Consider the following 26,723-nt stretch of genomic DNA (forward strand, 5'->3'; position numbering starts at 1 on the left):
ATTTTATTATTTAATTTAATTTTTATGCTTAATCTTTATTAATATTTTATGTTATTTATCTTTTAAATAAAAATTGTATAATTGTATTGCTTAAAAATAAAATATGGATATTAAAAAATTATTTTTTACAAATGTAAACATTTCACATGGAGGAGCGAAGCTTCTCAGAAATGCTACAGCAGCCTTTTTGGGATTGTATTCCTACGGTTTTTACGGGCAGGTACAGAAACTGGATTCCCGGTTTGATATTGTATTGAAAAATAAAGAAAGTATTGCTAACGGAAGAGCTGTAAAAGAACTGGAACGTCCTGATATGAAACTTGACCAGCACCTGGTGGTGACTTCAAAGGGAGCGCAGACCATGTATTCATGCATTGTTTACACTAAAGAGCCTGAAAAACTAAAAAAAGACGGATTTCTGGTACAAAGCCAGTTTCCTGCTTTTTCCACCGCTTTAGTCTCTATTGAAGACATTGAAAAGCTGACTCAACTTCCCTATGTAACCTCTGTAATGGCTCCGGAATTTGATGCACTTCATAATGATGTGAGCAGAGCTCAGTCTGGCGCAAGCCTTTTACAGGATGGTGTTTTCAATAACACTGCTTATAACGGAACAGGAGTTTTAGTAGGAATCTATGATAGTGGAATAGACTGGAAACATCCGGATTTCAGAAAAGCGGATGATCAGACTAAAAGCAGAATTGTTTCCATCTGGGATCAGACATTAACTGCTCAGGCGGGAGAAACCGCCCCGGTAGGGTTTGCTACTGGTGTAGAATATACAAGAGCACAGATCGAAGATGAACTGGACGGAACACCAACTGGTTTCGTTCGTGAAAATGATATCAACGGTCATGGAACTCACGTCTCAGGTACTGCCGCTGGGAATGGGTCTGCTTTTACGGATAAAAGACATAAAGGTTTTTCATCCGATGCAGATATTGTTTTTGTAAAAGGCGGAAACGGATCTTTTCCTACAACAAATACCATTAATGCTTTAACCTATTTCAAAAATGTGGCAACAGCGCTTAATAAGCCTATTGTTGTCAATATGAGTATTGGCGGACAGAGTAGTGCTCATGATGGAACTTCCAGCCATGAAGTAGCGGTTAATAATTTTACCACTTCAGGAGCGGGGAGAGTCGTTGTTATTTCAGCAGGTAATGATTACGGAGCTAACCTTCACAGAAAAGTAGATATTGCAGTTGGTGCGGCACAGACCTATAATTTTACCGTAGCAAGCAATACTTCTGCTACTTCAGTATTTTCATTCATTATGTATGCCAATGATAATACTCCTGTTACTGCCAAGCTGACTACACCGGACGGCCAACAGTATACGCAGAATATCAGTACCACTACAGCTCACACCATATTGGGAGGAGGCCTTACAGCAACCATGTATAACTATTGGAGCAATGATAACAACAAAAGGTATGTTCAGCTGGTTGTTACCAGAACTTCAGGGACTACCAATGTTCAGGGGAATTATACATTGGAAATTACCAATAACGGTACACAGCAGATCTCTGCCCACGGCTGGCTGTATAGTCAGGGAGTGCAAACCACTTTGCAAAACGGGGATAATGAATATATTGTAGGATCTCCGGGAAATGCTTCCAATGCAATTACAGTAGCTTCATACATGGGAAGAGCCAGCTGGTATAGCGGAACCAGTGGTTATTTTACTCTTACTCCACAGGAATCCATCTCTTCATTCAGTTCACAGGGGCCAAGAGTAGATGGTGTTCAGAAACCTGATATTGCAGGTTCAGGTCAGAATGTAATTTCTTCCAGATCTGCTGATTCTGCTCCCGGGGCAACAGATATTATTGCAGGAACTAATTATTATGTGAAAAACCAGGGGACAAGTATGTCTTCACCTGGTGTAGCAGGAGCTGTAGGGTTGTTGCTTCAGGCTAATCCTTCATTAACGGCGGCACAGGTAAAAGCACGTCTTACGGCTAATGCAAGAGTGGATGGAGCTACAGGAACCGTACCTAATATGAGATGGGGATATGGTAAACTGGATATTTATAAAGCGGTTACCGATGAATTAGGATGTGTGAAATCTAATTTTGAGACCGTAGGATATGATGAACCTTATATTATTGCCAATACAGAATCTAATTATTACTTTGACAATATTGCCCTGGCAGTAAGATATACACCGACATTAACAGGAAAGTTAGGTGGTTTTTCATTTTTAACGGGGACTTCACTTCCGTCGGATATTTCGGTTGATATTCAAATCAGAAAAGTGAATGCCAGCGGAAATCCAGGTGATATTATTGCTACTAAAACCATCACTTCATGGCTTAATAGTTCTCAAGGATTTACCTGGAATTATGTGAACCTTTCAGATCTGAATGTACAGATGGTAACCGGAAAAGAATTTTATATTGTCATCAATGGATTAGGCGGAAGGATTGCCATGAAAGCTGAGAATGCAGTAGTAAATAACAGATCAAAGACCTCTACAGACGGTACTGCATGGACTTCAAGAACATTTGATCTTAAAATGAGAGCTATAGTCTATGAAAATGTTGCCGAAGTAAAGAATTTAGCAACTTCTAACCAGACGAAAGCCAGTATGGTGGCAAATGGTTATAACTATTTTACAAATTCCTGTCAGCTTATTTCAAGGGTAGAAAAAGAAACAGCCAGCACAGTAACAGGAAATGTAACGTCAAAAGTATGGGTAGATAATGCACAGCCCAATTATGTTGCCAGAAGATATGAAATCAATTCAGATGCAAATACTACTACGGCCACCGGAAAGGTCACTTTATATTTCAAACAGAGTGATTTCGATGCTTATAATCTGACCAATGGAGTGAAATTACCTACTTCACCCACTGATGTTGCTAACAAAGCCAATCTTCTTATTGAAAAATATAGCGGAACAAGTACTACAGGAACCGTAGCTTCTTTTGGAGGAACCGCCACAGTTATTACTCCTGATATCGCAGATATTATCTGGAATGATACCTACCAATACTGGGAAGTGAGTTTTCAGACGACTGGTTTTGGCGGATATTTTGTTAAAACAGGAACAACATTAGGAACAGCGGATGTTAAAATAAATTCAGAAGTTAACATTACTCCGAATCCTGCGAAAGATTTTGTAAACGTATCGTTAGGCAGACATTCCAAAGGTGCAGTAAGTGTTTATGATGCTTCTGGAAAACTGATTAAAACCGTTAATGTAGATAAGAATTCCGGTAGAATTGATGTTTCAGAACTTGTAAGAGGAACATACCTGTTTACCATTACATTGGAGGATAACACAAAAATCACAAAAAAAGTAATGAAGCAATAAATCTTCTTCTATGATATTCAATGAAAAGCAACAGTTTCTATAACTGTTGCTTTTTTTATATTTGCTGTAAAATAAGATTTATGTCAGGTAAGTTTTTTTGGAGTTTTCTTTTCGTATTAATAATGACTTTTCAGAGTTTTACAGGAAGTGAAGCTTTTCACCCCTATCATGTAGGTTCTGTAGAAATTAATTATAATTCAAAATCCAGAACATTTGAAGTAACCGGAAGATTCTTTCTTGATGACATGGAAAATGGCCTGGGGAAAAAATATGGAGGAGCTTTTCATTTTAACGATGAAAAATATAAAGCAAAATTGAATGATGCCCTGCAAAAATACTGTGCAGAATATTTTAAATTAAAAGCTGACAGCAAATTTTTGAAAGTAAATTATATCGGCTATGAAGAAGACCAGGAATCTGTAGATATCTTCCTTGAGTCTGAACCGGTAGCCACCCCTAAAAAAGTAGAAACTGCTGTCAGTTTTCTGTATAATCTTTTTGATGATCAGATCAATATTGTTCATATCATTGTAAACGGCCAGAGAAACAGTGAAAAACTTACTTATCCTAACCGCTATCTTTATAAACAATTCTAAGAATATATATTTAGTATCTTGTAATTTCACACAAAGATTTCAGCGTATAAAATAAGACAAATTTAAAGTTTATTAATTTTCCAGCTGAAGCAACGTATTGATTCCTTTTGCGTGAGCCAGCAGATCAGGGAAAAAATCATCATAGCATTGCTGAAGATGATCCTTGTTCTTTAAAAAAGCTTCAAAAACAGGAATATCCTTATCCAGGTATTTCGCCTTATTCAGTACATTCTGAATACTGAATTTAATTCCCCAGTCTTCACGGTAATTATAGAGCCAGTCGTCCTGTTCCATTTTGACAAGCATCTTTTTGAAATTTTCAGGAAGCCATTGTTCATGGGCATTCAAAACACGGTAAACTTTAAGGGAATGCGCTTTCCATTCTGCCAGAGAATTCAGGGAAAGATCCCGGGCTACAAAATGATCCATAGAAACATCTATAAATGCCCCTGCATATAGTCTTACCAAAGGGGCAAACACTTTTTTGGCTTCATGAATAGCTGGATGAGAGTCTGTAAAAGTATCGATAGCCCTGTGCAGGGTAATTCCGTCCTGAATATCTTTCGGAAAAGAGAAACGATCTCTGTTACGGATAAAGTCTTCGAGAAATTGCCCCACGATCTGACCGTCGGTAAAAGAAAGAAAAGAATGCGCCAGATAATTCATAAATTAAAGGTATGAATTAAATGTGAATGTTTGATAAAAGTGAATGGTGAATAGTGAATCCGCTTTGCTTGTGAATTTTTTATCCACATTCCAATTGACGATTGACTTGCTGGCAAAATTGACCATTCACATTAGAACAGTCTCTCATGAAAGTCTTCAATCTTGCTCACTTCTTCAATCTTGATTCCAAATTTTCTTTTCGGGATCTTATTAAGATTGGAAACAAATATTTTCTCATAACCCAGTTTTTCAGCCTCAGTAATTCTCTGCTCAATCTGTGCTACCGGGCGTATTTCTCCACTCAGTCCAATTTCTCCGGCAAAGCAGTAATGCTCTGAAATAGCAATATCTTCATTAGAGGAAAGAACAGAAGCAATCACCGCCAGATCCAGTGCCGGATCATCTGTCTTTATTCCTCCGGTGATATTCAGGAAGACGTCTTTCGCTCCCAATTGAAAACCTGCTCTTTTTTCCAGGACAGCTAAAAGCATATTCAGTCTTTTGGAATCAAAACCGGTACAGCTTCTTTGAGGAGTACCATAAACTGCTGTACTTACCAATGCCTGAATTTCCAGAAGCATAGGCCTGTTTCCTTCAAGGGTTACTGCTACGGAATTACCGGAAAGCTCTTCAAATTTTTTGGTGATCAGAATTTCAGACGGATTTTTAATTTCTTTTAATCCCTGGGAAATCATTTCATAAATTCCAATTTCAGAGGTAGAACCAAAACGGTTTTTATTCGCTCTCAATAATCTGAAAAGATGATTTCGGTCTCCGTCAAAATTCAGAACTACGTCCACCATATGTTCCAGAACCTTTGGTCCGGCAATTTGTCCGTCTTTGGTGATGTGTCCCACAAGGAATACCGGAGTGTTATTTTCTTTGGCATATTTGATGATCTCATTAGAACATTCCCGGATCTGGGATACGGTTCCCGGAGAACTTTCTATCAGCTGAGACTGCAGCGTCTGAATAGAATCAATGATCATAAAATCCGGTTCCAGTTTTTTTGCCTCATGAAGAATTTTTTCTAAAGATGTTTCAGTGAAAAGGAAGCAGTTCGGATTTTGAATATCTGTTAGCCTGTCCGCTCTCATTTTTATCTGAGAAGCACTTTCTTCACCGGAAACATAGAAGATTTTTTTCTTCATTTTCAAAGCAAGCTGAAGCAGAAGGGTAGATTTTCCGATTCCGGGCTCGCCACCAATCAAAGTTACAGACCCCAAAACAATTCCTCCTCCCAAAACACGGTTCAGCTCTTCAGAAGGTGTTTTAATTCTCGGTTCTTCGCTGGTTTCCACTTCAACAATATTGATGACATGTTGCTTGGTTTTTGAAAAAGGAGGTGTTTTGTGAGAAGGTTTTTCTACCACCTCTTCTACTAAAGTATTCCACTCTCCACAATTTTTACATTGTCCCAGCCATTGAGGATACTGGGTTCCGCAGTTTTGACAGAAATATGCTGTTTTCAGTTTTGCCATACTGCGAAGTTATAAAAAAGCATTTTTTTTTCAGAATCTAATTGAATTTAATATTCAAAAACTAATAGGTTTGCGGTAGGAATATCTTTCTTATCTTAGCTTTCTTTAATTAAAATATTAATGTAAAATATCATTACAATGAAAAAAGTATTTTTATCTTTCGTATTTACGCTTGTAAGTATTGTTGCTTTTGCACAGGGAACGTGGCAGGTAGACCAGATGCATTCATCAGTCAATTTTAATATCAAGCACATGGGGATTAGCTTTGTACAGGGAAGGTTTGATAAATTTGATGGAAAAGCAGCCACAGGTGGTGCTAATCTGGATAATGCCGATTTAAGCTTTTCTATCAGTGTTCCTTCCATTAATACCGGAGTGGACATGAGAGACAGACACCTTATCAGTGAAGAGTTTTTTGATGTTGCCAAATATCCTACTATTGAATTTAAGAGTTCTTCTGTTACAAAAGATAAGAATAACAATTACATCGTAAAAGGGAAACTGACAATAAAAGGCGTGGAAAAAGAGATCACTGCTCCGGTTACATTTGGAGGAATCACCAAGAATAAAGACGGAAAAGAAGTAATGGGAATTCAGACAAAATTTACAGTGAATCGTCTGGATTATGGAATTAAATACGATCCGTCAGGAGCAGGTATTGCAAAAGATGTTGAAATTACGGCTTACTTTGAGCTTGTAAAGCAATAAGAGCAGGTTGTATAATATAAAAAAGGGTTTTCACTAAAATGAAAACCCTTTTTGTTTGTAACTGATAAAAAATCTTTGCTATCAGCAAAATAAGCGGGAGCACTAAACTATTTTTAGTTTGAAACATTCACTTTTCCCGAAGAAACAGTAAAAATTCCAAAGTCATCGATCAGCATATTTTCTTTCTGAATATGGTTAAAAGCCATCATTCTGTCCAGTTCCTTCTGTGAGCGTCTTCTCATGATCCAGTCTTTATTCTGATGATTATTTAATACATAGGCAATCATTTTTAGTTGAGGATGCCATGGCTGTCCGGTATAAACGATGTATGAATTTTCTTCAGAAACAGAATTTACACCCTGAATAGCTTTACTTGCCATTTCGTTATCCCCGAAAAGCTCAAGAATTCCAGAAACAATAGTAATATTAGGTTCGAAATTCAATTTCTGATAGGTTTGTGGATCAAAACAGTCGAAGTTTGTAAACCTGATATTCTGATAATTCTTTTCTTTAATAACCTTTTCTCCTATTTCAATATTAGATTTTACAAATTCGTTGATTACAATTTCAACATCAGGATGCTTTTCTTTAATATCAAACAAATAATTTCCTGTTCCGCCAGCAATATCAAGTATCTTAACAGACCTGCCCTCTTTTTTCAGAGCTTGTATGTTTTTTTCTAAAAGCTGTAACAGATGCTGTTTTCTGATACGAATTCCCTTCCAGCCAATCGCGTTGAGGTAATTCTTATCCATCATTTTTCCGAATCCTAATTTTCCTTTCGGCTCATTCTGGTAAACATAGTCAAGGGAAGCCCCGGAATCGAAGCCGTATTTTAAGCCAATAGCCATTCCATTGCTTATTTTTCCGATTTTTCCCAGAGACAGTTTCTGCATTTTAAAATTCAGGGTATTCCCCACATTATTTTGCAGATCCTGATATTCTTTTACAGAAAAGCGGTCAGCAGAAAGAGAGGCTTGTTGAATAGGCCTGTTGAAACATTTGTCGGCAAAATCTACAATTTTATCATAGACTTTTTCCTTTCCTGTATCGAATAAAATACCATGGAAAAAATCAGGGAGAACTTCATAGTGTTTCAAATCCGTATCCAGTTTTTCATGGAATATTTTTTGTTCCTTATTGAAAACTACATGATCTTTTTCTGCAGCCAGAATTAAAGTTGGAGTATCTATGGCATCAGCATCTTCTACCAGACGTTTTCCGGCTTTTGCAAGATCAATAAGGAGTTCGGCATCAATAGATCTTGAGATCAGCGGATCGGTGTCATACGCCTGCTGCTGTTCAGGATCATGAGTCAGTATTTTAGATTTCACGTAGCTTTTAATAATCAGTCCTTTTTTAAGTTTTGTTCCTAAAGTAATCATTTCATTAGCAAAAGGAACGATGAGGTTGATTTTAAAAGCAGGAGCCAGAAGTGCCATTCCTGCGACGGGAGGTGCAAAATCATGGGCCCACGCAGATGCAATCACACCACCAATACTGTTGGCTACAATAAAAATATCTGATGTTTTTATATTGTATTGCGAGCAGATAAATTTAGAAAAAGCATAAAGATCTCTTACATAATCCATAAAAACGGATGAGGTCTGGGTTTTTGTATGTCCATGTCCCCTAAGGTCGAATGCGAAGATATTGTATTTTGAAAACCGGGTAGATTGTGCAATATCATTCAGTCTTTCAGAATGTTCATGTCCGCGGTGGATCATGATGAAACTTTTCTGATGAGGCTGGTAATTCCATTCTCGATAAAAAATTTCACTGTTGTCAAAACTTTTAAAATGTCCACTGTTCATAGGTTAAAATTTTTTCAGAAAATCCTCCAGATAAGTAGGTATTACAGCATGCTTATTGTGGGTTTTCATAATGGTTATTGCTTCTGTAAGAGGTAAAGATAAAATATTTTTGATTACTAAAATCCCGATTACTGAACTTCTGGTGAATCCCATGGTGCAGTGAATCAGAATCTTTCCATCCGGAGGAAGTTGTTTGTGTTTTTCGGTAATTTCCGAAACCAACTTTTGGGTTTCATGAATATCCAATATTCCAATGTCCAGAAACGGAATCGTATGATAGGCTGTTGTATTCTTTATAATGGTAAGTTCTTCCATTTCGGCTGATAGATCGTAAACAATTGTTTTTTGGGAAAGCTCAAAGTTCTTAAGGCTTTCATGATCAGGCCTGGATGAAATATATAATCTGGGAATTACTTCCAAAGGTGTTCGGTTTTCCCGAAGAAACCTCCAAAAAAAAGTATATAATAACAAATACGGGCCATAGAAAAGCTCTTTAAACCATGGAATATTTCCTTCTTTATTTTTTAAGAAGAAAATATCGTTTTTCTGATAATGATACCCGATCAGAAGAATCATAAAACCCGGCCAAAGCAGCAGCAATAATGCTTTTCCAACAAATTGATTCATGAGTAGTGCTGTTAGAATAAGAATCCATCCCGATAAAAAATAGATATTGGCTACATGAAAATTTCTGTACAGGAAATCATTTTTTCTGTAAGGAAAAATAATAAAACTTAAATGAGCAAGAATACCTCCGGTGATGATATCGATGAAATGATGCTGATAAGTCGTTAAGGTAGAAATTCCAAGCAGGATAAGCCACAGCATTAAAAAGGTTCTTCCTCTTTTTATATTTCTGAAAACAGACCAGAAAATAAAAGCATAGGCAATATGTAGTGACGGAGCCTGATTAAAAGGAGAATCAAATATTTTTAAAAACTGAAAAGAATACCCCAGCACAGAACTGCTGACCTCAGGTTTCGACAAAGAAAACTGTAAAGGAAATAAGAGAAAGAAAACTCCTGCAACAAGAGTGGCAAAGAGCATTCTTTTTGTTAAAACCTTAAGCTCTTCTCTATTTTGGCAGAAGAAAAAAACGGTGCAGAAAAAGATGCCGCTTGTCATATAAGGAATAATGCTCCAGGGAATAAATGGAATGTGTTTTTCGAAATCAAAAACAAATGACGGGACTTCATTCAATGTTGAAAGATACCATGCCGCAAAATTATAAACCATTATAAATACAATGGTACAAAGCGTTAAGGCGTACAGTTTTTGTAGTAGGGTCAGTCGTTTTTCATCCATTTGGCTTTTCTGAACATGATAATGTTTAATAAAGAAGAAGGAAGTAGGGAAAGTGATTTCATCATCCACTTCATTTTTACAGGAAAAATAATAAGCTTTTTCTGTTTTTCTATCGCTTCCGAGATCACAGTGACGGCCGTTTCTACATCAGTAAGAAACGGTTTTTTGCCTAAATCATTTTGATTAAGCTGTCTTAGTTTTTCAGTATCAATATATCCTGGTGCAATGGTAGTAACCGAAATTCCAAAAGGTTTCAATGCCCGGTAATACGCATCGGCAATTTGTATTACTGAACGTTTTGTTTTTGTATAAAGACTTGAATTTTCATATTCCAATATCCCTGAAACAGAAGCAATTACCGCTATATTTCCTTTTTTCTGGTTCTTCATTACCTTTCTGGCTGCCTCGAAACAGTTTATAGTTCCCAGAATATTGGTTTGGAGCATCTCTTCAGCCTCTTCATAGGAAATTTTTCCTGCTACATCTTCAGCGTAGCTTCCCGCGCAGTTAATGAAAATATCAAGTTCGTTTTTATCCACAAGAAAAGACTGTATTGTGGATAACACAGCATTCATATCACAGACATCGGTTTGGAAGGCTCTTAAATTCTTGTAATTGTTCTCCGGAATTTTATTCAGGTTGCGTCCGCAAACTCCTACATAATATCCTTTCTCAAGATAATGTCTGGCCAATGCGTAGCCAATCCCTGAAGTTCCGCCTGCAATAAAAACGTTCATGAGTGTTTTGTGGTTTTCAATTTTATGTAAAAATAGATTTTAAAAGTGAAAATAGGGTGAATGTTTTTAACGATTGAAACATTAAGATTTTTTTAAGATGTTTAGAATATGAAGATGAGCTTTGCTTTAAGCTTAAAAATCAGGATGATTCATCTCAACTATACTTTATTTCTTAAACTTTCTTAATGGTTTTAGTATTATTTATAAAACTAAGATATTCAATAGGAACGGGCTTTTGGCCCGTTTAAATAAAAATAAAACATTTCCATTGGCTTTAGCCGAAACTTAAAACTATGTGTTAAAAACCACCCCGTCAAAAATTCAAAGAATTTTTGACACCCCTCCTCCGGAGGGGAATCTTCCCGTCTTTAGTTGGAGGATTTGTCATCACTTTTTAATACTTTTCATTGTTTGATCATATCCATACTGCCATTGTATTTCCATATCTTTTACGAATTGTAGATAACTTTTCGGGAATGAAAAACTGACCTCATATTTTTTCCAGTCAATTCCTTTTTTCAGATAATGTCCTTCCAGATCCTGTTTTATATTCGTCGTATCAATCTGCACGCCGGATAAAAGTTGGTTGGTTTCTGCAAGCCTTTCATTTCCACTGAATCCAAGTACAGAACGAACAAGTGCTTCTTCAACAGCATTGTAAGAATGTTTTTTTTCGGTAATAATCTCCTGTGCCAGATGTCGGCTTATTTCTGCGGGAACAAGATCTATAGCGCCACCAGCAAAATATTTTCCATGAAGAAATGCAGGTTCTACATAAAACATATCGGAAACCGAAGCCCGGGTGCTTTCAAGCAAGGAAAAGTTGGTGATTACTTTTACAGATTCTTCAACAGCGCTGTTTTGTAAACTTTGAGCATTGGTGATGATTTGTTCCGGGATAATTTTCTTTGCCGTTTCAGGATCTGTGAAGATTGCTTTTTGATATAATTTTCTTTCATTTCTCTTTTGTCCACATTCTTTTGGGGTAAAAAGAAGTTCAGAACCTATAATGATAGTAGGAATTTCTTTTGAAAAATGAACGTTTTTAAGAGATGGAAAACGCTGGGATAAGTCCTGAGGCATTTCAACAAGATATCTGTTGAAGACATCTTCAATGAATGGTGCTTTTCTTTTATCCAATATCTTCTTCATCGAGAAAAGTCCCATTTTCGAAAGTTTTTTTTGACTGGTCAATACAGTACCTGAAACAAAGTGAAAATATTCTTCTGATTGTAAATATTCTTTTCGGGAAAGATGATCGGGAAATGCATTAATGATGGTAGCAGCAAATGAACCGCCACAGGAAGCAATCAGGAGATCTGGTTTGAGATCGAGTTCTTCCAGAGCAGCAAAAATCCCGAGATAAATCATCAGTCTGGTTCCACCTCCTGAAAAGATAACTGCTTTTTTTAATTTTTCATTCATTGCTTTACTATTTTATCAGAAGAGGAAATAGCCAGAAGAATAATGGTGCATTAAAAACGAGACTGTCCATTCTGTCAAGAAGACCACCATGTCCCGGAAGAAGGGTTCCTGTGTCTTTTACACATGTTTTTCTTTTTACATAAGACATAAAAATATCTCCAAAAAATCCTGAAATTCCCAAAACGAGTCCCAGGATACTGTTGTTAAGAATACTTGTTTCAAGCAAAAAGTAGCCTAAAATATTGCTCAAAATAATGGTCAGAAAAACACCGCCGATAAGGCCTTCCAGGGTTTTGTTGGGACTGACGTGGGGCGTTATTTTATGTTTTCCGAAAAATTTTCCCATCAGATATTGAAATACATCGTTCAGTTCGGTCACAACGACAATAAATATAATGGCAGCCAATCCATCAAATTTATCCCTTATCCACAATAAATGGGGAAAAGCGAAAAAGCAGATTAATAAAGCTAATGAAATTCCGTACAATTGCTTTTTAGGTGTTCCCGACAACATAAAACGACAAAAAATAAGTATTGATATGAGAAAGCTATACAGAAAGTAAGATTCGATATTGAAAAAGTAGAGCAGAAAAAATTGTAGAAAACCTATCAATAGTGAAGGGAAAACAGGCGATGCATAAATTTTAAACATTCTCGAAAACTCAAAAAAGCACTGATAGCTGATCCAAGAAACAAAAATAGTCATGGCAACAGGATGTGAAATTCCCAGTGCAAAAACAATAATGATGTAGATCCATGTTTTTACCCTTAAAGGAACATCTGCAAATTTATTGTCTTCAGGCTTCATGCAGAGATTTCTTAAGTCGGATATAAGTACTGATCAGGAGCAGAGCAATGATAATTTCAAAAATATATTGGGAAATACCCGCAATACTAACTCCGAAAAGCATTAATACACCATACAACCCCAGGATCAGAGCACGGTCACTTTTTCCCATAGGACCTTCATAACGTCGTTCTTTCCCTACACTTTTTCCCATTAATCCTGCAAACTCATTAATAATACCAAGAACGATAAAGACAATGATAAGATATAAACTCTCAGGCTGAAATTTAAGAAGAGGAAAAAATATAATGACATCTGAAACAATATCACCCACTTCATTTAAAACCTCCCCAAGTTTACTGGTCTGATTGAATTTTCTGGCCATCATTCCGTCCAAAGCATTTAATGCCATTCTCAGAAGCAGCCCGACAGGAAGACTTAGGAAGAACCATTTCGAAATATCCGCATTCCAAAACATTATTCCAATAACTAAAGATAACAGAATAGAACTGATGGTAATCTGATTGGCTGTAATATTATTTCTGTGCAAAAATAATAGAACAGGCATGAGGAGCTGCTGGAATTTTGGTTTTAGTTTATAGACGGAAATCATGTTGGTTATAGCTTTGTTTCATTTGCTTACATCAAATATAGATAAAAAATTTTATCAGGTTTTATAATTGTTTGAAGCGGGTTTTATCATTTTCAAAATGTAAAAGATTGCTTTGTATCTCTTTTTCCCATAACTTTGCACAAACCTAATCTAATGAGTAAAAAGAATACAAAGTACATCTTTGTGACAGGAGGTGTAACTTCATCTTTGGGAAAGGGAATCGTTTCTGCTTCTCTGGGACTTCTACTAAAATCACGCGGCTTTAATGTAACGATCCAAAAATTAGATCCTTATATCAATATCGACCCAGGAACTTTGAATCCTTATGAGCACGGAGAGTGTTATGTGACTGAAGATGGTGCAGAGACGGATCTGGATTTAGGCCACTACGAGCGTTACCTTGATGCTCCTACATCCCAAAATAACAACGTTACTACAGGAAAAATCTACCAGACTGTAATTGAAAAAGAAAGAAAAGGAGACTTCCTTGGAAAAACAGTTCAGGTAATTCCTCATATTACTAACGAAATCAAACGTAGAATTAAAATCCTTTCAAAACAGAACTACGATATCATTATTACTGAGATCGGAGGAACAGTAGGGGATATCGAATCTTTACCATACATTGAAACTGTACGTCAGTTGAAGTGGGAATTGGGAGAGAGCAATTCTATGGTGATTCACCTGACTCTATTGCCATACCTGGCTTCAAGTGGAGAACTGAAAACAAAACCGTCCCAGCATTCCGTTCGTCAGTTGATGGAAAGCGGAATTATGGCAGATGTTTTAGTGTGCAGAACAGAACATAAAATTCCTAAAGATCAGAGAGCAAAACTGGCTCAGTTCTGTAACGTTCCTTTAGATAATGTCATCGAATGTAAAGATCTTGAAACTATTTATGAAGTTCCAATGTATCTTCAGAAGCAGAACTTTGATGATGTAGTTTTGAAAGAACTGGATCTGAAAAGTGATAAAGATGCTGACCTTAAAGACTGGAAGAGCTTCCTTAAAAAATTCCAGAACCCTAAGAAAACCGTTGAAATTGCATTGGTAGGAAAATATGTTTCCCTTCAGGATTCTTATATTTCTATTGCTGAAGCATTCAAACATGCCGGGGCCGATCTTGAAACTGAAGTAAAGGTAAGATGGGTTTACAGTGGAGATATTACGGAAGAAAATATCAAAGATACACTGAAAGGTGTGAATGGTATTCTTGTAGCTCCAGGTTTCGGAGACAGAGGAATTGAAGGAAAAGTTCTTACCGCAAAATATGCAAGAGAAAATAAAATTCCAATGTTGGGAATCTGTTTAGGAATGCAGATTATGACCATTGAATTTGCAAGAAATGTTTTAGGACATACCAAAGCGAACTCTATGGAATTTGATACTGCTACTCCTGATCCTGTAATTTCTTTGATGGAAGAACAGAAAAATGTAGTAGATAAAGGAGGAACGATGCGTCTTGGAGCGTGGAAGTGTTCTTTGAAAAACGGATCTAAATTAAACGATATCTACGGAATCAAAAATATCTCTGAAAGACACCGTCACCGTTATGAATTCAATAGTGATTATCTTCAGGAATTTGAAAAAAATGGCTTCCTTGCTACAGGTACCAACCCTGAAACAGGCCTGGTAGAAGCGCTGGAACTTCCTGATCACCCGTTCTATGTAGGGGTTCAGTATCACCCGGAATATAAGAGTACGGTAGCAACACCGCATCCGCTATTCAGAGCTTTCATTAAGGCTTGCGAAAAGAAATAAGGTAAAATTTTATCATAAACGTCTACACATAAACTCAGGCTGATTATTCTCAGCTTGAGTTTATTATATAGTAACAACGTAAAGCATAGAGTTTTGATAAAAAAACAGTATTTTTGTCAGCTCAAATTACGTACACCAGTACGTACATTTTAAATTTAAAATTTTAATATAAAATAAAATGCAACAAAACAACGGAATCGATAAGAAGCAAATGATTAGTTTCGCGGTTTTATGCCTTGTTCTCTTCGGTTTTATGTTCTACTTCCAGAACAAACAAACGAAAGAAGCGGAGTTGAAAGCTCAGGAGCAAAAAACGGAACAGGCTAAAAATGCCGTAAAGCAAACTCAGGCAAACAATATCAATCCAAATGTAACTCCTAATGCAATCCAGACAGCAAGTCTTGGAAATAATGAACTGAAACTTGAATTTTCAAGCTTAGGAGGACAGGTTTCCAAAGTAGAGCTTTTAAAATATAAAGCCTACAACCACAAAACAGACAATGCAGATCAGCCACTTTATCTGATTACTAAAAATAACTCAAACTACGGTTTTCAGTTTAAAGATAAAACAGGGAAGATTGTTAATACTAAAGATTTAGTTTTCTCACCTGCTGTTAATGGAAATGCGGTAACCTTAACTGCAGATTATAATGGTGCTGTAATTCAATTCATTTACACACTGCTTCCAAAATATACCCTTGATTTTAAAGTAAGAACTAAGGGACTTTCTAAAATTACTTCTGATAACAAAGCAGATTTCATCTGGGATTATAACGTAAGAAATCTTGAAAAAGGTAGAGCTCAGGAGCAGTCCCACTCTGAGTTTTCTTATGCTTTCAATAATTATAAAGATTATGATTATGATGGAAGAACCACAATGGAAGAGGAAAAGGAAACCCTTAACTGGATTGGTATAAAGCAGCAGTTTTTCTCTTCAGTAATCGAAGCTAAAAACGGATTTACCCAAAGCAAAGGAAACCAGGATAATGTTGAAGAAGGAGAATATCTGAAGAAATTCAACTATGAAGGTTTTGTTCAGATGACAGGAAGTGAGTTAAACCAGGATTTCACATGGTATTTTATGCCATTGGATTTACCATTGCTTAAATCTTATGATAAAAACTTTGATGAGATTCTTCCGTTAGGCTGGTCATTCATTGGGGCCATGAACCGTTATTTCTTCATGTGGTTATATAGCATTATCGCTGCGTGGGGATTATCAGCAGGTTGGGTAATTTTCGTAATGACGATCATTGTAAAGTTGATCTTATCACCAATTATGTATAAGCAGCACAAATTAAGTGCAATGATGAAGGTAATCCGTCCGGAAATTGATGAAGTAAATGCTAAGTTCAAGGATGCAGATCCAATGAAGAAACAGCAGGCTACCATGGAGGTTTACAGAAAGGCTGGAGTAAATCAGATGGCGGGATGTTTACCGGCTTTAGTTCAGATTCCAATTTTCTATGCCTTGTTCCGTTTCTTCCCGAACTTTATTGATCTTAGAGGACAAGGGTTCTGGTTTGCAAAAGACTTAACGGCGTATGATGATTTGATCAAGCTTCCGTTTAAAGTTCCTTTCCTTGGAGATCACTTAAGTATTTTTGCTTTAGCTTGTACAGTAGTTATCTTGATCTATACGGTAATGACTTCAGGAAATATGCAGCAGCCTCAACAGGAAGGAATGCCAAATATGAAAGTGTTAATGTACATCTTCCCGGTTACATTCCTATTCTTCCTTAATACTTCGGCTTCTGGTCTTTCATGGTATTATTTCGTATCCAATGCGATTAACATCCTTATCATCTTGGTTATTAAATACGTGATTCTGGATGAGAAGAAAATTCACGCTCAGATTCAGTCTAACAAGGAGAAACCGAAAGCAGAAGGTAAATTCCAGAAGAGAATGAGAGAAATGATGGAGAAGGCTCAGGAGCAGCAAAAAACTCAGGAGCAACAAAGAAATAAGAAGAAATAATTCTTAAACTATAAGCTAAAAAAGAGAAGCAATTTGATAATTGCTTCTCTTTTTTTATTTTAAATTTTGTTTACAAAGATTTTAAATTTCTATCCGACTGCTAATTTAATAATTGAAAATAAGTGTTTTTCAATCATATTTAAGTCTGAAAGATTGCCTGTGATGATGTGTCGGACCATATTTTATAAGAGCTTCCTGATGTTTTTTTGTGGCATAGCCAAAATTGGTGTCCCAACCATATTCAGGATGTTCTTCGTGCAGTTGAATCATGAGTTGGTCCCTGTAATTTTTGGCAAGAATAGAGGCTGCAGCAATAGATAAAACCTTGGAGTCCCCTTTGATAATGCATTGATGCGGGATGTAGTTATACGGATGAAATTTATTTCCATCCACCAAAATAAGCTCAGGAGTTATGGTCAATTGATCCAGTGCACGATGCATCGCATGAATACTCGCATTGAGAATATTATGTTCATCAATAAAGGAAGGTGGTAATTCTGCGATAGCATAATTTTTTACATTGTCTTTGATATAACTGTCCAGTTCCATACGTGTTTTGAACGTTAATTTTTTGGAATCATTCACCAGATTTTGTTTGAAATCATCATCTAAAATTACTGCTGCAGCTACCACCGGACCACTTAAACATCCTCTTCCTACTTCATCACATCCGGCCTCAATATAAAGATTCGACCAGTTTTTTATTAGCTCCATGAATTGTTTCTATACTGCAAAAATATAAAATTTTGAAGGAAGATATTTAGGGTGTTTTTATTGTGCTCATACTTTGACAAAAAATAATGATGTTACTATGTTGAATGTTAAAAGAAAAGACAGAAAGCTAAAAGCTGAAATGAATTTATACCGGCAAGAGTGAACTTACGTTTTATCTTTAAATTTTTGGGTCCAATGTTATTTTGAAGCAGAGAAATTTATCTTACTTAAATATTGAAATTTTAATTCATTTTATCACCTTCCTGCAGTTATTCTTGCTTGAAAAATGAAAATATTTCTTCATTCATAGAAATATGCTTTGCATAGTATTACCTGTCGGTTTTTATTTGTTTCACTATTTTTTGTTTTTAATTTATTGATATTCAATTTATTTACATTGATAATTGAATTTATAATATAGATTATATCAATTTAAGTGATTGTTATTGTTTCTTAAAAAAAACTAAGTTTTAAATGTTGTGTTTTTGTTAAATGTTTTGCTTTTAACTTATTTTAATAATTTATTGACTTACTTTTTTTAAAATTATTGAATAAGTTGTAATTTTTTCACATTTTGCTTTGTGGTATTAAGAAAGTTTTACAAATTTGTAAGGTCACAAAAATTAATTTGATATGAAGAAACTAACAGCAAGTCTTCTTGTTCTAGTAATGTCTTCTTCGATAGCTGTCGCTAACGCCCAGCAAAAGAATGACACTATTAAAACAAAAGAAATTGAGGGAGTGGTTGTAACCGCACTCGGGATTAAAAGAGAGAAAAAATCTCTTGGTTATGCTTCTGAAGAAGTTAAAGCTGCGGAATTAACTGGTGGAACTACTAATACCGGAAACGTCGCATCTCTTCTTTCGGGTAAGGTAGCCGGACTACAGGTAAATACTAATAACAACTTTGGCGGATCTGCAAACCTTTTGATCAGAGGATATAAATCTTTAAATGGAGGAACTCCACTTATTGTAATTGACGGATCACCTGTTAACAATACTACTGTAACAACAGGAGCTCCATTTGATTATGGTAATTTCTTGTCGGATATCAATCAGGAAGATATTGAATCCATTAACGTACTAAAAGGAGCAGCTGCTTCTGCGTTATACGGAGAAAGAGGTAGTGATGGAGTTATCCTTATTGTTACCAAGAGTGGTAGAGGGGGCAATGATGGAAGCTGGGGAGTTACTTTAAATTCTGGAATTACAGCTGGCTTTATTGATAAATCTACATTCCCAAAATATCAGACTAAATATGGAGCTGGATATGGAGGAGAATCCTGGAACGAAGATCCGGGGCCAGGAGGATACAATTATGCAAACTTTGGAGATGATGCATCTTATGGTCCTGTATTTAATCCTAATTCTCTTGTTTACCAGTGGGATTCTTTTGATCCATCTTCCCCTAATTATGGTAAAGCAACACCTTGGGTAGCCGCAAAAAACGGACCAATCAAATTCTTTGAAACACCAGTCACATACGTTAATACACTTACCATTGAAAAAGGAAATAAAACTTCAAATCTTTCCTTATCATATTCCAATATGCTTTCCAATGGTCTGATGCCAAATTCAGAACTAAGAAAAAATACAATTTCTGCAAAATTCAGTCATGACTTTACAGATAAACTACACGCTTCAGTCTTTACTACTTTAACATTACAAGGTACAAGAGGACGTAATGAAACAGGTTATTCAGATAATATTGTTTCTGGTTTCAGACAATGGTGGCAAACCAATGTGGATGTAGCTGCATTAAGAAATGCCTATCAAAATAATGGCAACAGTAATTTTAGCTGGAACAGAACTTCAGCAGCTGATGGAACTCCTCAATATTGGAATAACCCTTATTTCCAAAGATATCAGAGTTATCAGTCAGATGACAGAACAAGAATCTTTAGCTATGCACAATTAAAGTATGACGTTTCCAAAAACTTTGGTATTACCGGGAAATTATCTTATGATGATCTACAGATGGTTGTAGAAGAAAGATTAATGAACGGATCATTGCCACAGGTATTTGGTGCTTCAGGTCTTAATGTGGGCTCTGGGTATGCAAGAACAAATGTTAAAAATTCAGAGATGAATTTTGACTTATTTGCTAACTATAAATTTGATATTACTCCTGACCTAAATGTTAGTGGTATTTTTGGAGGTAACGTTAGACGAAACCTTATTGACAATATTTATATGAGTACGGAAGGAGGCTTGTCTAAACCAGGACTGTTTGCAATTTCCAATTCAATAAGAACTATACTCCCACCTGATGAAAATTATGCAAAATGGGTTACTTCCAGTTTATATGCAACAGCATCATTTGGATATAAGAACTTCTTATTTGTAGATGGTACTTATCGTGTGGACCAATCGTCTAACTTGCCAAAAGGAAATAATAGCTATGATTATTATTCAGCAACAGGATCCCTTATTTTATCAGAATTCGTAAAGCAACCATGGCTTAGCTTCTGGAAAGTAAGAGGGAACTATGCAGAGGTAGGTTCTTCAACATCTAACTACAGATTAGCAAATACATTTAAAGCAAGAGGAGAAGGATTATTTGATCAGCCTTACTTCCTGGCGAACCCTAATTTGAAACCTCAAAGGTCTAAAGAAACCGAATTTGGTATGGAGGCCCAGTTCTTCAAAAATAGATTAGGATTTGATATCGCTATTTATAAAACCAAAACTATCGACCAGATCATTAATCTACCGGTATCTTCAGCTACAGGATATCGTACATTCCTTGTAAATGCAGGACAAATTGATAATAAAGGTATCGAAGTTCAATTGAATGGTACTCCATTTAAATCGGATAACTTTACCTGGGATGTGAATGTAAACTGGTCTAAAAACGAAAATAAAGTTATTGCATTGAATGGTAATTCACAGAATTATCTAATGGCAACCTATCAGAATGGAGTTTCCCTGAATGCCCGTGTAGGACAAGCTTTTGGAGCATTGGTAGGATCAGACTATCAATATGATGCTAATGGTAACAAAATTGTTGATCCGGTGAGCGGAAATTATCTTAGAAATAATAACCAGGTTATCGGAAATATCACCCCAGATTGGGTAGGAGGTATCAGAAACAGTTTCCGTTATAAAGATTTCTCTTTAAGTTTCCTTATTGATGTAAAACAGGGAGGAGATGTATATTCTCCGGATATGGCCTATGGTACTGCAACCGGATTATATGAAGAGACTGCTTATTACAGAGAAAGTGGAATAATCAATCCGGGAGTTAATCCAAATGGAAATGTAAATACTACTGTTGCAGGTGACCCTACTTCTGCAGGTAGTGTGGATGGATATGGTGTGATGCCAAATAAGAGATTTGTATATGATGCTTCCTACGTGAAATTAAGAGAAGCTAGTATAGGATATTCATTGCCAAAATCTATTTTAGCGAATACTTCTATTCGAGATGCAAAAATATCTATTGTAGGTAGAAACTTATGGATCATCCACAAGAATTTACCATACGCTGATCCGGAAGCAGGTACAGGTAACGGTTTAGCTGCAAAAGGACAGTCTATTGGGGTACTTCCAACGACTCGTGATATTGGAATAGATATAACTTTAAAATTCTAAAAAATGAAAAAAATATTTTTAATTATAGGCTTGGCTTCATTATCATTAACTTTTACCTCTTGTGAAAGAGATATTACCTCATTGAATGAAGATCCTAAGCACCCGACAGTAGTGCCTTCCGGAGTACTTTTTGCAAGTGCTGAACAGGTTTTACTGGATCAGATATTGAACGTTAATGTTAACCGAAATATTTCGAGATTTTTTACACAGCAATGGTCAGAAACAACATATATTGACGAATCAAGATATGACATGGTTTCAAGACCTATCCCGAGAAATCATTACAACCGTATGATGTCTTCTTCTTCAGCTACAGTAAATTCTCCGGGAGTTCTTTCAGCACTGAGAGATGCCAGAAAATTTCTTGAAGATGAAGGAGTGGCTACTGCTAAGAAGAAAAATAATATTGCTATGATTGAATTGGTAAATGTGTATGCATGGGCCAATTTAGTAGATACCTACGGAGATATCCCTTATTTTGGAGCTCTTAAGGCAACAGCAGATAATCCTGGGAATTCAGAAATTCCTTATGATGATGCAAAGACTGTTTATCTTGATCTAATAAAAAGAATAGATGCTGCTCTTGCTATGATTGATACTTCAGATACAGGATATTCCAATGATCTGATTTATAAAGGAGACATGTCCAAATGGAAGAAAATGGGAAATTCTTTGAAGTTTAGACTGGCAGTTGCTCTTTCAGATGTAGAACCCGCTCTGGCTAAAACGTATGCTGAAGCAGCATATTCAGGAGGGTTATTTACTGATAAATTAGACAACTTCGGTTTACAGACTTTCCCTTCAGGGTTATTATCAAACCCTGTTTATCAGGATGTAATTCAATCTGGTAGAAATGACTTTTTACCATCTGATGTCTTAATGAATTTTATGAATGGTAAGAATGACCCAAGAAGAGCTATTTGGTTTACAACTGTGGGAGGCGCATATATCGGAGGAAAATATGCTAAGCAAAACGTTTTCGGACAATACTCTCATTTCACAAATGCTATTTCAGGAGAAAACGCTCAAGGTTTCTTGTTGGATTATACAGAAATTATGTTTTTAAGAGCTGAAGCCGCACAAAGAGGGTTCAGTGTGGGAGGTGCAGCAGCCACTTTATATGCTGATGCAATTAGAGCTTCCATGACTGAATACGGGGTAAGTAGTGTCAACACTGAAGCATACGTTTTGGCTAATCCATATGATGCTGTTAATTGGAAAAAATCCATTGGAGAGCAATCATGGGTTGCAATGTTTAATAAAGGTTTCCAGGCATGGAACTTTGCAAGAAGACTAGACTTCCCAGTATTCGTAAATCCTTCAAACTCCAGAGTAGAAGCAGTTCCAGTTAGAATGCGTTATTCTGATCAGGAATATCTGTTGAATGCTACCAACGTAAACGCAGCAGCTGCAAAAATAGGAGGAGATAAAGTGTCAACGAAGATCTTCTGGGATAAGTTTTAATTTGAATAATAATCCGGTTAATGGTAATAGTATTAGCCGGATATAGAAAATACTTAATTATGAAATATTTTATTGGAATTCTTTTATTAATGGGAGTAGCCTCATGTTCTAATGATGATGATAACAATGTTGTGACAAATGATGCAAGTATAAATGGAACCTGGCGACCATTTAAATATGAATTCAGAGGTAAAAATATTACATTGAATGATTGTGAAGACAAAGGTGTAATTATGATTAATGCAGATTTCTCAGGAGCTTATGATCGATATGAATCAAGTGCTTCAGGGAATTGTAATTTATCAGATTCTTTTGTAGGAAAATGGACTTATGATAAATTATATAATACTCTTACAATCACGTATACAGATGCTGGAGTTACTAAAACAATGAAGAAACAGGTACAATCATATTCAGATTCTGAACTTAGAATTAATGACAATAGTAAAAACTTGGACAATACGCCTGGGAATGACGAGGCAGTCTTAGTTTTTAGAAAAGAATAAATATTCTTGTTTATGCATAAAAAAACCGCCATTTGGCGGTTTTTTTTTTTTTTAATCGTTTTTATAAAGGATTTTGTGAATTAAATTTGTTTTTTACGTTTATATTAGTCTCTTATTCAGTGTGTTATGATTCATTTTTGAGAAGTCGATTTAGTGGCATCAATTGGAAAATTGATGTTATTTTTTTTATTTAAATTTTAATTTTTGACGTTTTTTTTTAATTGTTTTATTGGTTTTTACTTCTTTTTATTGGTTTATTTTTATTTTTTTTAAGTTTTGCTTGTTGAATTGTTAACAAAAATACAATTTTGCTAAGTAAAAATTAATTTTCATATGAAGAAACTAACAATGAGTCTGCTTGTTGTGGTATTGTCTTCTTCTGTTGCTATTGTAAATGCTCAACAGAAGAAAAAAGATACTACTACACAGACAAAAGAGATTGAAGGTGTGGTGGTAACTGCACTTGGGATTAAAAAGGAGAAAAAGACAATAGGGTATGCTACATCACAAGTCAATGGAGATGATTTAAAAAAATCAGGAGAGGCAAATATTATTCAAGGCTTAGCGGGAAAGGCAGCAGGGATTCAAGTTACAGGTTCATCTGGGACTCCTGGAGCATCAAGTAAAATTCTGATTAGAGGCCAAAAGTCAATTAATCTTTCAAGCCAGCCTATTATAGTTTTAGATGGTCAGATCATTGATAACTCTGTCAATAATAATGCAGGGCAGGGTAGTAATTTGGCGGGAGTAGATGATTCAAACAGAGCTATTGATATAAATCCGGATGATATTGAGAGTGTATCAATTTTGAAAGGAGGTGCTGCAGCTGCGTTATATGGAGAAAACGCAAGAAATGGTGTCATTATTTATACAAGTAAGAAAGGTAGAAAAAGAAAAGGAATTGGAATTGATTTCTCTACAGCTGTATCTTTTGATATGATTACTCGCTTGCCGAAACTTCAAAATACGTATGCCGCTGGGACTAATGGAGTCACCTATATTGCACCTGCTCAATATGGCTCTGATGGTATTCCTATCACAGGGGGAACCAATCAAAGTTGGGGACCATTAATTTCAAATGTATCTGGTTTGAAGGCCTATGATAATGCTAAACACTTTTTTGAAACAGGTACTACGCAAAATTATAACCTGGCTTTTTCAGGTGGTGGGGATTATGGTAATTTCAGAGCCTCATTTGGACATATTGATCAAACGGGGATTATTCCGAATACATCGCTTAAAAAGACAAGTTTTGGTTTAAATTCTGAATTTAAGTTAACCGATAAACTAAAAGCTGGTGCTGATGTAAAGTATTCAAATACTAATGGATTAAGAGCTCAGAAAGGGAGTAATACTGCTGGGGTAATGTTGTCATTACTCAGAACACCAGTAACATATGATCTGAGAGATTATCAGACTGTACAAGGATATAATAAAAATTATTTTGCAGCGTATGATAATCCATATTATACAGTATATAATAATCCATATAAAGATGAGACAAACAGGTCCATTATTAGTGGTTACCTAACTTATAATTATAATAAAGCTTTGAATGTATTATTAAGAGCTGGAGTTGATACCTATACAACTCATGCTCAGCAGAATTATTCATTTTCAAGTAATGGTAATTCAACGGCTGACCGCACCGGGCAGGTTGTTATAGATACATATACACAAAGTCAATATAATTTAGATTTAATCTTTAGTGGGTTAGTTAACTTTACTGATAACATTAATTTGAATTATAGTTTTGGAGGGCAGATTATTTCTAAATTTGGAAATGATCAATATACTCAAGGGTCTACAATGTTGGAACCGAATCAATTCAACCTTTCTAACTTTACCACTTTTGTCGCCAATAATACAGATTTTAAACAAATCAAAAGAGGGATATTGGCTTCAGCAGAATTAGGATTTTATGACCAGTTTTATTTAACATTAACAGGTAGAAATGATTGGAGCAGTACATTGCCAAAACAAAATAGTTCCTATTTTTATCCTTCTGTTTCAGGATCTTGGCTGTTTAATAAGACATTAAATTTACCAAAATGGGTTAATTTAGGAAAAGTAAGAGTCGCTTATGCAAAAACTTTTGCATCTGCTAACCCATACAATATTGTTAACACTTATGGAACTCCAGCCTATTTTGATACATTTGGACCACAGTTAACTTCTCCATACATGGGGGTCGGAGCCTATGGTCTAACTACCATTGCAAAAAATCCAAATTTAAAGCCTGAGCGTAATGACGAATTTGAAGTTGGTTTAGAACTAGAATTATTTAAGAGATTACACTTAAATGCGAGCGCTTATAAATCAACCAATTATGATCTAATCATTCAAGCTCCTGTTGCACCATCTTCTGGATTTCAAAATTATTTTACCAACGGCCCTACAGTTGAAAATAAAGGTTTAGAAGTAGAACTAGGGTATGATATTCTTAAAAATCAAAACTTTAACTGGAGTGTAAACCTCAACTGGGCTAAAAACGTAAATAAGGTAGTTGAAATACAAGACAATCTAAATTTCTCTAGTGAAGGAGGTGATTTCTTTTCGGGAAATGTTGTTCCCGCTATTATTAAAGGACAGCCTTTGGGTGTTTTTTATGGAACAGCTTGGGAAAGAGATATGTCTGGAAATTTAATTATAGGATCTGACGGTTTACCATTAGTATCAGCAGAATCTCAAATTATAGGAAATCCTAATCCTGATTGGTTAGGAGGAATTAGAAATAATTTTAGTTATAAAAATTTGTCATTAAGCTTTTTGTTAGATATACATAAAGGTGGAGACATTTGGAATGGAACATTAGCGAGGTTAAATAGGTTAGGAATGACGCAAGTTTCTGCTGATGACAGATCATCTATGTATACAATACCTGGTGTTACTGAAACAGGTGCTCCTAATACGAAAACAATTAATAACAAACTGTATTATTCAAGCTTTTTAGGAGACGGATCAGGTAGTGCGAATGAACAACAGATGGAAAAAGATATAAATTGGCTTAGACTTAGAGACGTAAGCCTATCGTATAATTTTGGTAAAATTTTATCGAATACCCAAACTCTATCTTTTATAAGAGATGCTCAGGTTACTTTTTCGGCTAGAAACTTATTTTTAATTACTAACTACAAAGGTGTAGACCCTGAAACTTCTATTGCTGGTGCAGGTTCTAATACTAATGGATTTGATTACTTCAATAATCCAGGGACAAGAAGTTATACACTATCATTTAAATTTACTTTTTAA

Annotated in this window: 18 protein-coding genes; 9 read left to right on the top strand and 9 right to left on the bottom strand. The window is 35.7% G+C overall.

The window, feature by feature from the left end:
- Positions 1-103: 103 nt before the first annotated feature.
- The gene (locus J2786_RS10810; RefSeq protein WP_047435202.1) at positions 104-3,322 is read left to right on the top strand and encodes a S8/S53 family peptidase; all 3,219 of its coding nucleotides are present in this window, start codon (positions 104-106) and stop codon (positions 3,320-3,322) included.
- An 80-nt stretch (positions 3,323-3,402) separates the two neighbouring features.
- Positions 3,403-3,918 (top strand): DUF6702 family protein, encoded by a 516-nt coding sequence (locus J2786_RS10815; protein WP_047435199.1) that lies wholly within the window; start codon positions 3,403-3,405, stop codon positions 3,916-3,918.
- 72 nt (positions 3,919-3,990) lie between these two features.
- Here J2786_RS10815 and J2786_RS10820 read toward each other — a convergent pair whose 3' ends face one another.
- Together J2786_RS10820 and radA are read right to left on the bottom strand one after the other, a co-directional pair.
- The gene (locus J2786_RS10820) at positions 3,991-4,584 is read right to left on the bottom strand and encodes an acyl carrier protein phosphodiesterase (RefSeq protein WP_047435195.1); all 594 of its coding nucleotides are present in this window, start codon (positions 4,582-4,584) and stop codon (positions 3,991-3,993) included.
- A 131-nt stretch (positions 4,585-4,715) separates the two neighbouring features.
- Complete coding sequence (gene radA / locus J2786_RS10825; RefSeq protein ID WP_047435193.1) at positions 4,716-6,065, bottom strand: DNA repair protein RadA; 1,350 nt, start codon at positions 6,063-6,065, stop codon at positions 4,716-4,718.
- Between the two features lie 138 nt (positions 6,066-6,203).
- On the opposite strand from radA, the gene J2786_RS10830 reads away from it, so the two are divergent.
- Positions 6,204-6,773: a YceI family protein gene (locus J2786_RS10830; RefSeq protein WP_047435191.1), complete on the top strand. Its 570-nt coding sequence runs from the start codon at positions 6,204-6,206 to the stop codon at positions 6,771-6,773.
- A 113-nt stretch (positions 6,774-6,886) separates the two neighbouring features.
- Here the strand turns inward: J2786_RS10830 and J2786_RS10835 are convergent, their stop codons facing one another.
- The 6 genes from J2786_RS10835 to J2786_RS10860 all read right to left on the bottom strand — a co-directional run bounded on the left by J2786_RS10835 (position 6,887) and on the right by J2786_RS10860 (position 13,454).
- The gene (locus J2786_RS10835) at positions 6,887-8,587 is read right to left on the bottom strand and encodes a bifunctional alpha/beta hydrolase/class I SAM-dependent methyltransferase (protein WP_047435188.1); all 1,701 of its coding nucleotides are present in this window, start codon (positions 8,585-8,587) and stop codon (positions 6,887-6,889) included.
- Between the two features lie 3 nt (positions 8,588-8,590).
- Positions 8,591-9,892: a phosphatase PAP2 family protein gene (locus J2786_RS10840; RefSeq protein ID WP_047435185.1), complete on the bottom strand. Its 1,302-nt coding sequence runs from the start codon at positions 9,890-9,892 to the stop codon at positions 8,591-8,593.
- Complete coding sequence (locus J2786_RS10845; protein ID WP_047435183.1) at positions 9,874-10,629, bottom strand: SDR family NAD(P)-dependent oxidoreductase; 756 nt, start codon at positions 10,627-10,629, stop codon at positions 9,874-9,876. The genes J2786_RS10840 and J2786_RS10845 overlap by 19 nt, the downstream gene beginning before the upstream one ends.
- A gap of 387 nt (positions 10,630-11,016) precedes the next feature.
- Positions 11,017-12,054, bottom strand: a complete 1,038-nt coding sequence (locus J2786_RS10850; RefSeq protein WP_310025162.1) for a patatin-like phospholipase family protein — start codon at positions 12,052-12,054, stop codon at positions 11,017-11,019.
- Between the two features lie 7 nt (positions 12,055-12,061).
- Complete coding sequence (locus J2786_RS10855; protein ID WP_047435177.1) at positions 12,062-12,862, bottom strand: phosphatidate cytidylyltransferase; 801 nt, start codon at positions 12,860-12,862, stop codon at positions 12,062-12,064.
- Complete coding sequence (locus tag J2786_RS10860; protein ID WP_047435174.1) at positions 12,852-13,454, bottom strand: CDP-alcohol phosphatidyltransferase family protein; 603 nt, start codon at positions 13,452-13,454, stop codon at positions 12,852-12,854. The genes J2786_RS10855 and J2786_RS10860 overlap by 11 nt, the downstream gene beginning before the upstream one ends.
- Before the next feature lie 153 nt (positions 13,455-13,607).
- Here J2786_RS10860 and pyrG point away from each other — a divergent pair, with 153 nt between their 5' ends.
- Together pyrG and yidC are read left to right on the top strand one after the other, a co-directional pair.
- Entirely contained in the window at positions 13,608-15,215 is a 1,608-nt protein-coding gene (gene pyrG / locus J2786_RS10865) for a CTP synthase (protein WP_047435171.1), read from the top strand.
- Positions 15,216-15,393: 178 nt separating this feature from the next.
- The gene (gene yidC, locus J2786_RS10870; RefSeq protein WP_047435168.1) at positions 15,394-17,193 is read left to right on the top strand and encodes a membrane protein insertase YidC; all 1,800 of its coding nucleotides are present in this window, start codon (positions 15,394-15,396) and stop codon (positions 17,191-17,193) included.
- Positions 17,194-17,322: 129 nt separating this feature from the next.
- Here yidC and rnhB read toward each other — a convergent pair whose 3' ends face one another.
- Entirely contained in the window at positions 17,323-17,907 is a 585-nt protein-coding gene (rnhB, locus tag J2786_RS10875; protein WP_047435165.1) for a ribonuclease HII, read from the bottom strand.
- 633 nt (positions 17,908-18,540) lie between these two features.
- On the opposite strand from rnhB, the gene J2786_RS10880 reads away from it, so the two are divergent.
- The 4 genes from J2786_RS10880 (at position 18,541) to J2786_RS10895 (ending at position 26,723) form a co-directional block, all read left to right on the top strand.
- Complete coding sequence (locus tag J2786_RS10880; RefSeq protein ID WP_047435162.1) at positions 18,541-21,501, top strand: SusC/RagA family TonB-linked outer membrane protein; 2,961 nt, start codon at positions 18,541-18,543, stop codon at positions 21,499-21,501.
- Between the two features lie 3 nt (positions 21,502-21,504).
- On the top strand, positions 21,505-22,965 hold the full coding sequence (locus J2786_RS10885) for a SusD/RagB family nutrient-binding outer membrane lipoprotein (RefSeq protein WP_047435160.1): 1,461 nt from the start codon (positions 21,505-21,507) through the stop codon (positions 22,963-22,965).
- A gap of 59 nt (positions 22,966-23,024) precedes the next feature.
- On the top strand, positions 23,025-23,471 hold the full coding sequence (locus tag J2786_RS10890; protein WP_167497855.1) for a lipocalin-like domain-containing protein: 447 nt from the start codon (positions 23,025-23,027) through the stop codon (positions 23,469-23,471).
- A 333-nt stretch (positions 23,472-23,804) separates the two neighbouring features.
- Positions 23,805-26,723 (top strand): SusC/RagA family TonB-linked outer membrane protein, encoded by a 2,919-nt coding sequence (locus J2786_RS10895; protein WP_082002037.1) that lies wholly within the window; start codon positions 23,805-23,807, stop codon positions 26,721-26,723.

Origin of the sequence: Chryseobacterium vietnamense (genome assembly GCF_031454475.1) — a bacterium.
GTDB lineage: Bacteria > Bacteroidota > Bacteroidia > Flavobacteriales > Weeksellaceae > Chryseobacterium > Chryseobacterium vietnamense.

Excerpts from the sequence above, each read along its gene's own strand:
- J2786_RS10885 (WP_047435160.1), top strand. The coding sequence starts at position 21,505 with ATGAAAAAAATATTTTTAATTATAGGCTTGGCTTCATTATCATTAACT.
- pyrG (WP_047435171.1), top strand. The coding sequence starts at position 13,608 with ATGAGTAAAAAGAATACAAAGTACATCTTTGTGACAGGAGGTGTAACT.
- J2786_RS10850 (WP_310025162.1), bottom strand. The coding sequence starts at position 12,054 with ATGAATGAAAAATTAAAAAAAGCAGTTATCTTTTCAGGAGGTGGAACC.
- J2786_RS10820 (WP_047435195.1), bottom strand. The coding sequence starts at position 4,584 with ATGAATTATCTGGCGCATTCTTTTCTTTCTTTTACCGACGGTCAGATC.
- J2786_RS10810 (WP_047435202.1), top strand. The coding sequence starts at position 104 with ATGGATATTAAAAAATTATTTTTTACAAATGTAAACATTTCACATGGA.
- radA (WP_047435193.1), bottom strand. The coding sequence starts at position 6,065 with ATGGCAAAACTGAAAACAGCATATTTCTGTCAAAACTGCGGAACCCAG.
- J2786_RS10840 (WP_047435185.1), bottom strand. The coding sequence starts at position 9,892 with ATGGATGAAAAACGACTGACCCTACTACAAAAACTGTACGCCTTAACG.
- J2786_RS10895 (WP_082002037.1), top strand. The coding sequence starts at position 23,805 with ATGAAGAAACTAACAATGAGTCTGCTTGTTGTGGTATTGTCTTCTTCT.
- J2786_RS10855 (WP_047435177.1), bottom strand. The coding sequence starts at position 12,862 with ATGAAGCCTGAAGACAATAAATTTGCAGATGTTCCTTTAAGGGTAAAA.
- yidC (WP_047435168.1), top strand. The coding sequence starts at position 15,394 with ATGCAACAAAACAACGGAATCGATAAGAAGCAAATGATTAGTTTCGCG.
- rnhB (WP_047435165.1), bottom strand. The coding sequence starts at position 17,907 with ATGGAGCTAATAAAAAACTGGTCGAATCTTTATATTGAGGCCGGATGT.
- J2786_RS10860 (WP_047435174.1), bottom strand. The coding sequence starts at position 13,454 with ATGATTTCCGTCTATAAACTAAAACCAAAATTCCAGCAGCTCCTCATG.
- J2786_RS10830 (WP_047435191.1), top strand. The coding sequence starts at position 6,204 with ATGAAAAAAGTATTTTTATCTTTCGTATTTACGCTTGTAAGTATTGTT.
- J2786_RS10880 (WP_047435162.1), top strand. The coding sequence starts at position 18,541 with ATGAAGAAACTAACAGCAAGTCTTCTTGTTCTAGTAATGTCTTCTTCG.
- J2786_RS10845 (WP_047435183.1), bottom strand. The coding sequence starts at position 10,629 with ATGAACGTTTTTATTGCAGGCGGAACTTCAGGGATTGGCTACGCATTG.
- J2786_RS10835 (WP_047435188.1), bottom strand. The coding sequence starts at position 8,587 with ATGAACAGTGGACATTTTAAAAGTTTTGACAACAGTGAAATTTTTTAT.
- J2786_RS10890 (WP_167497855.1), top strand. The coding sequence starts at position 23,025 with ATGAAATATTTTATTGGAATTCTTTTATTAATGGGAGTAGCCTCATGT.
- J2786_RS10815 (WP_047435199.1), top strand. The coding sequence starts at position 3,403 with ATGTCAGGTAAGTTTTTTTGGAGTTTTCTTTTCGTATTAATAATGACT.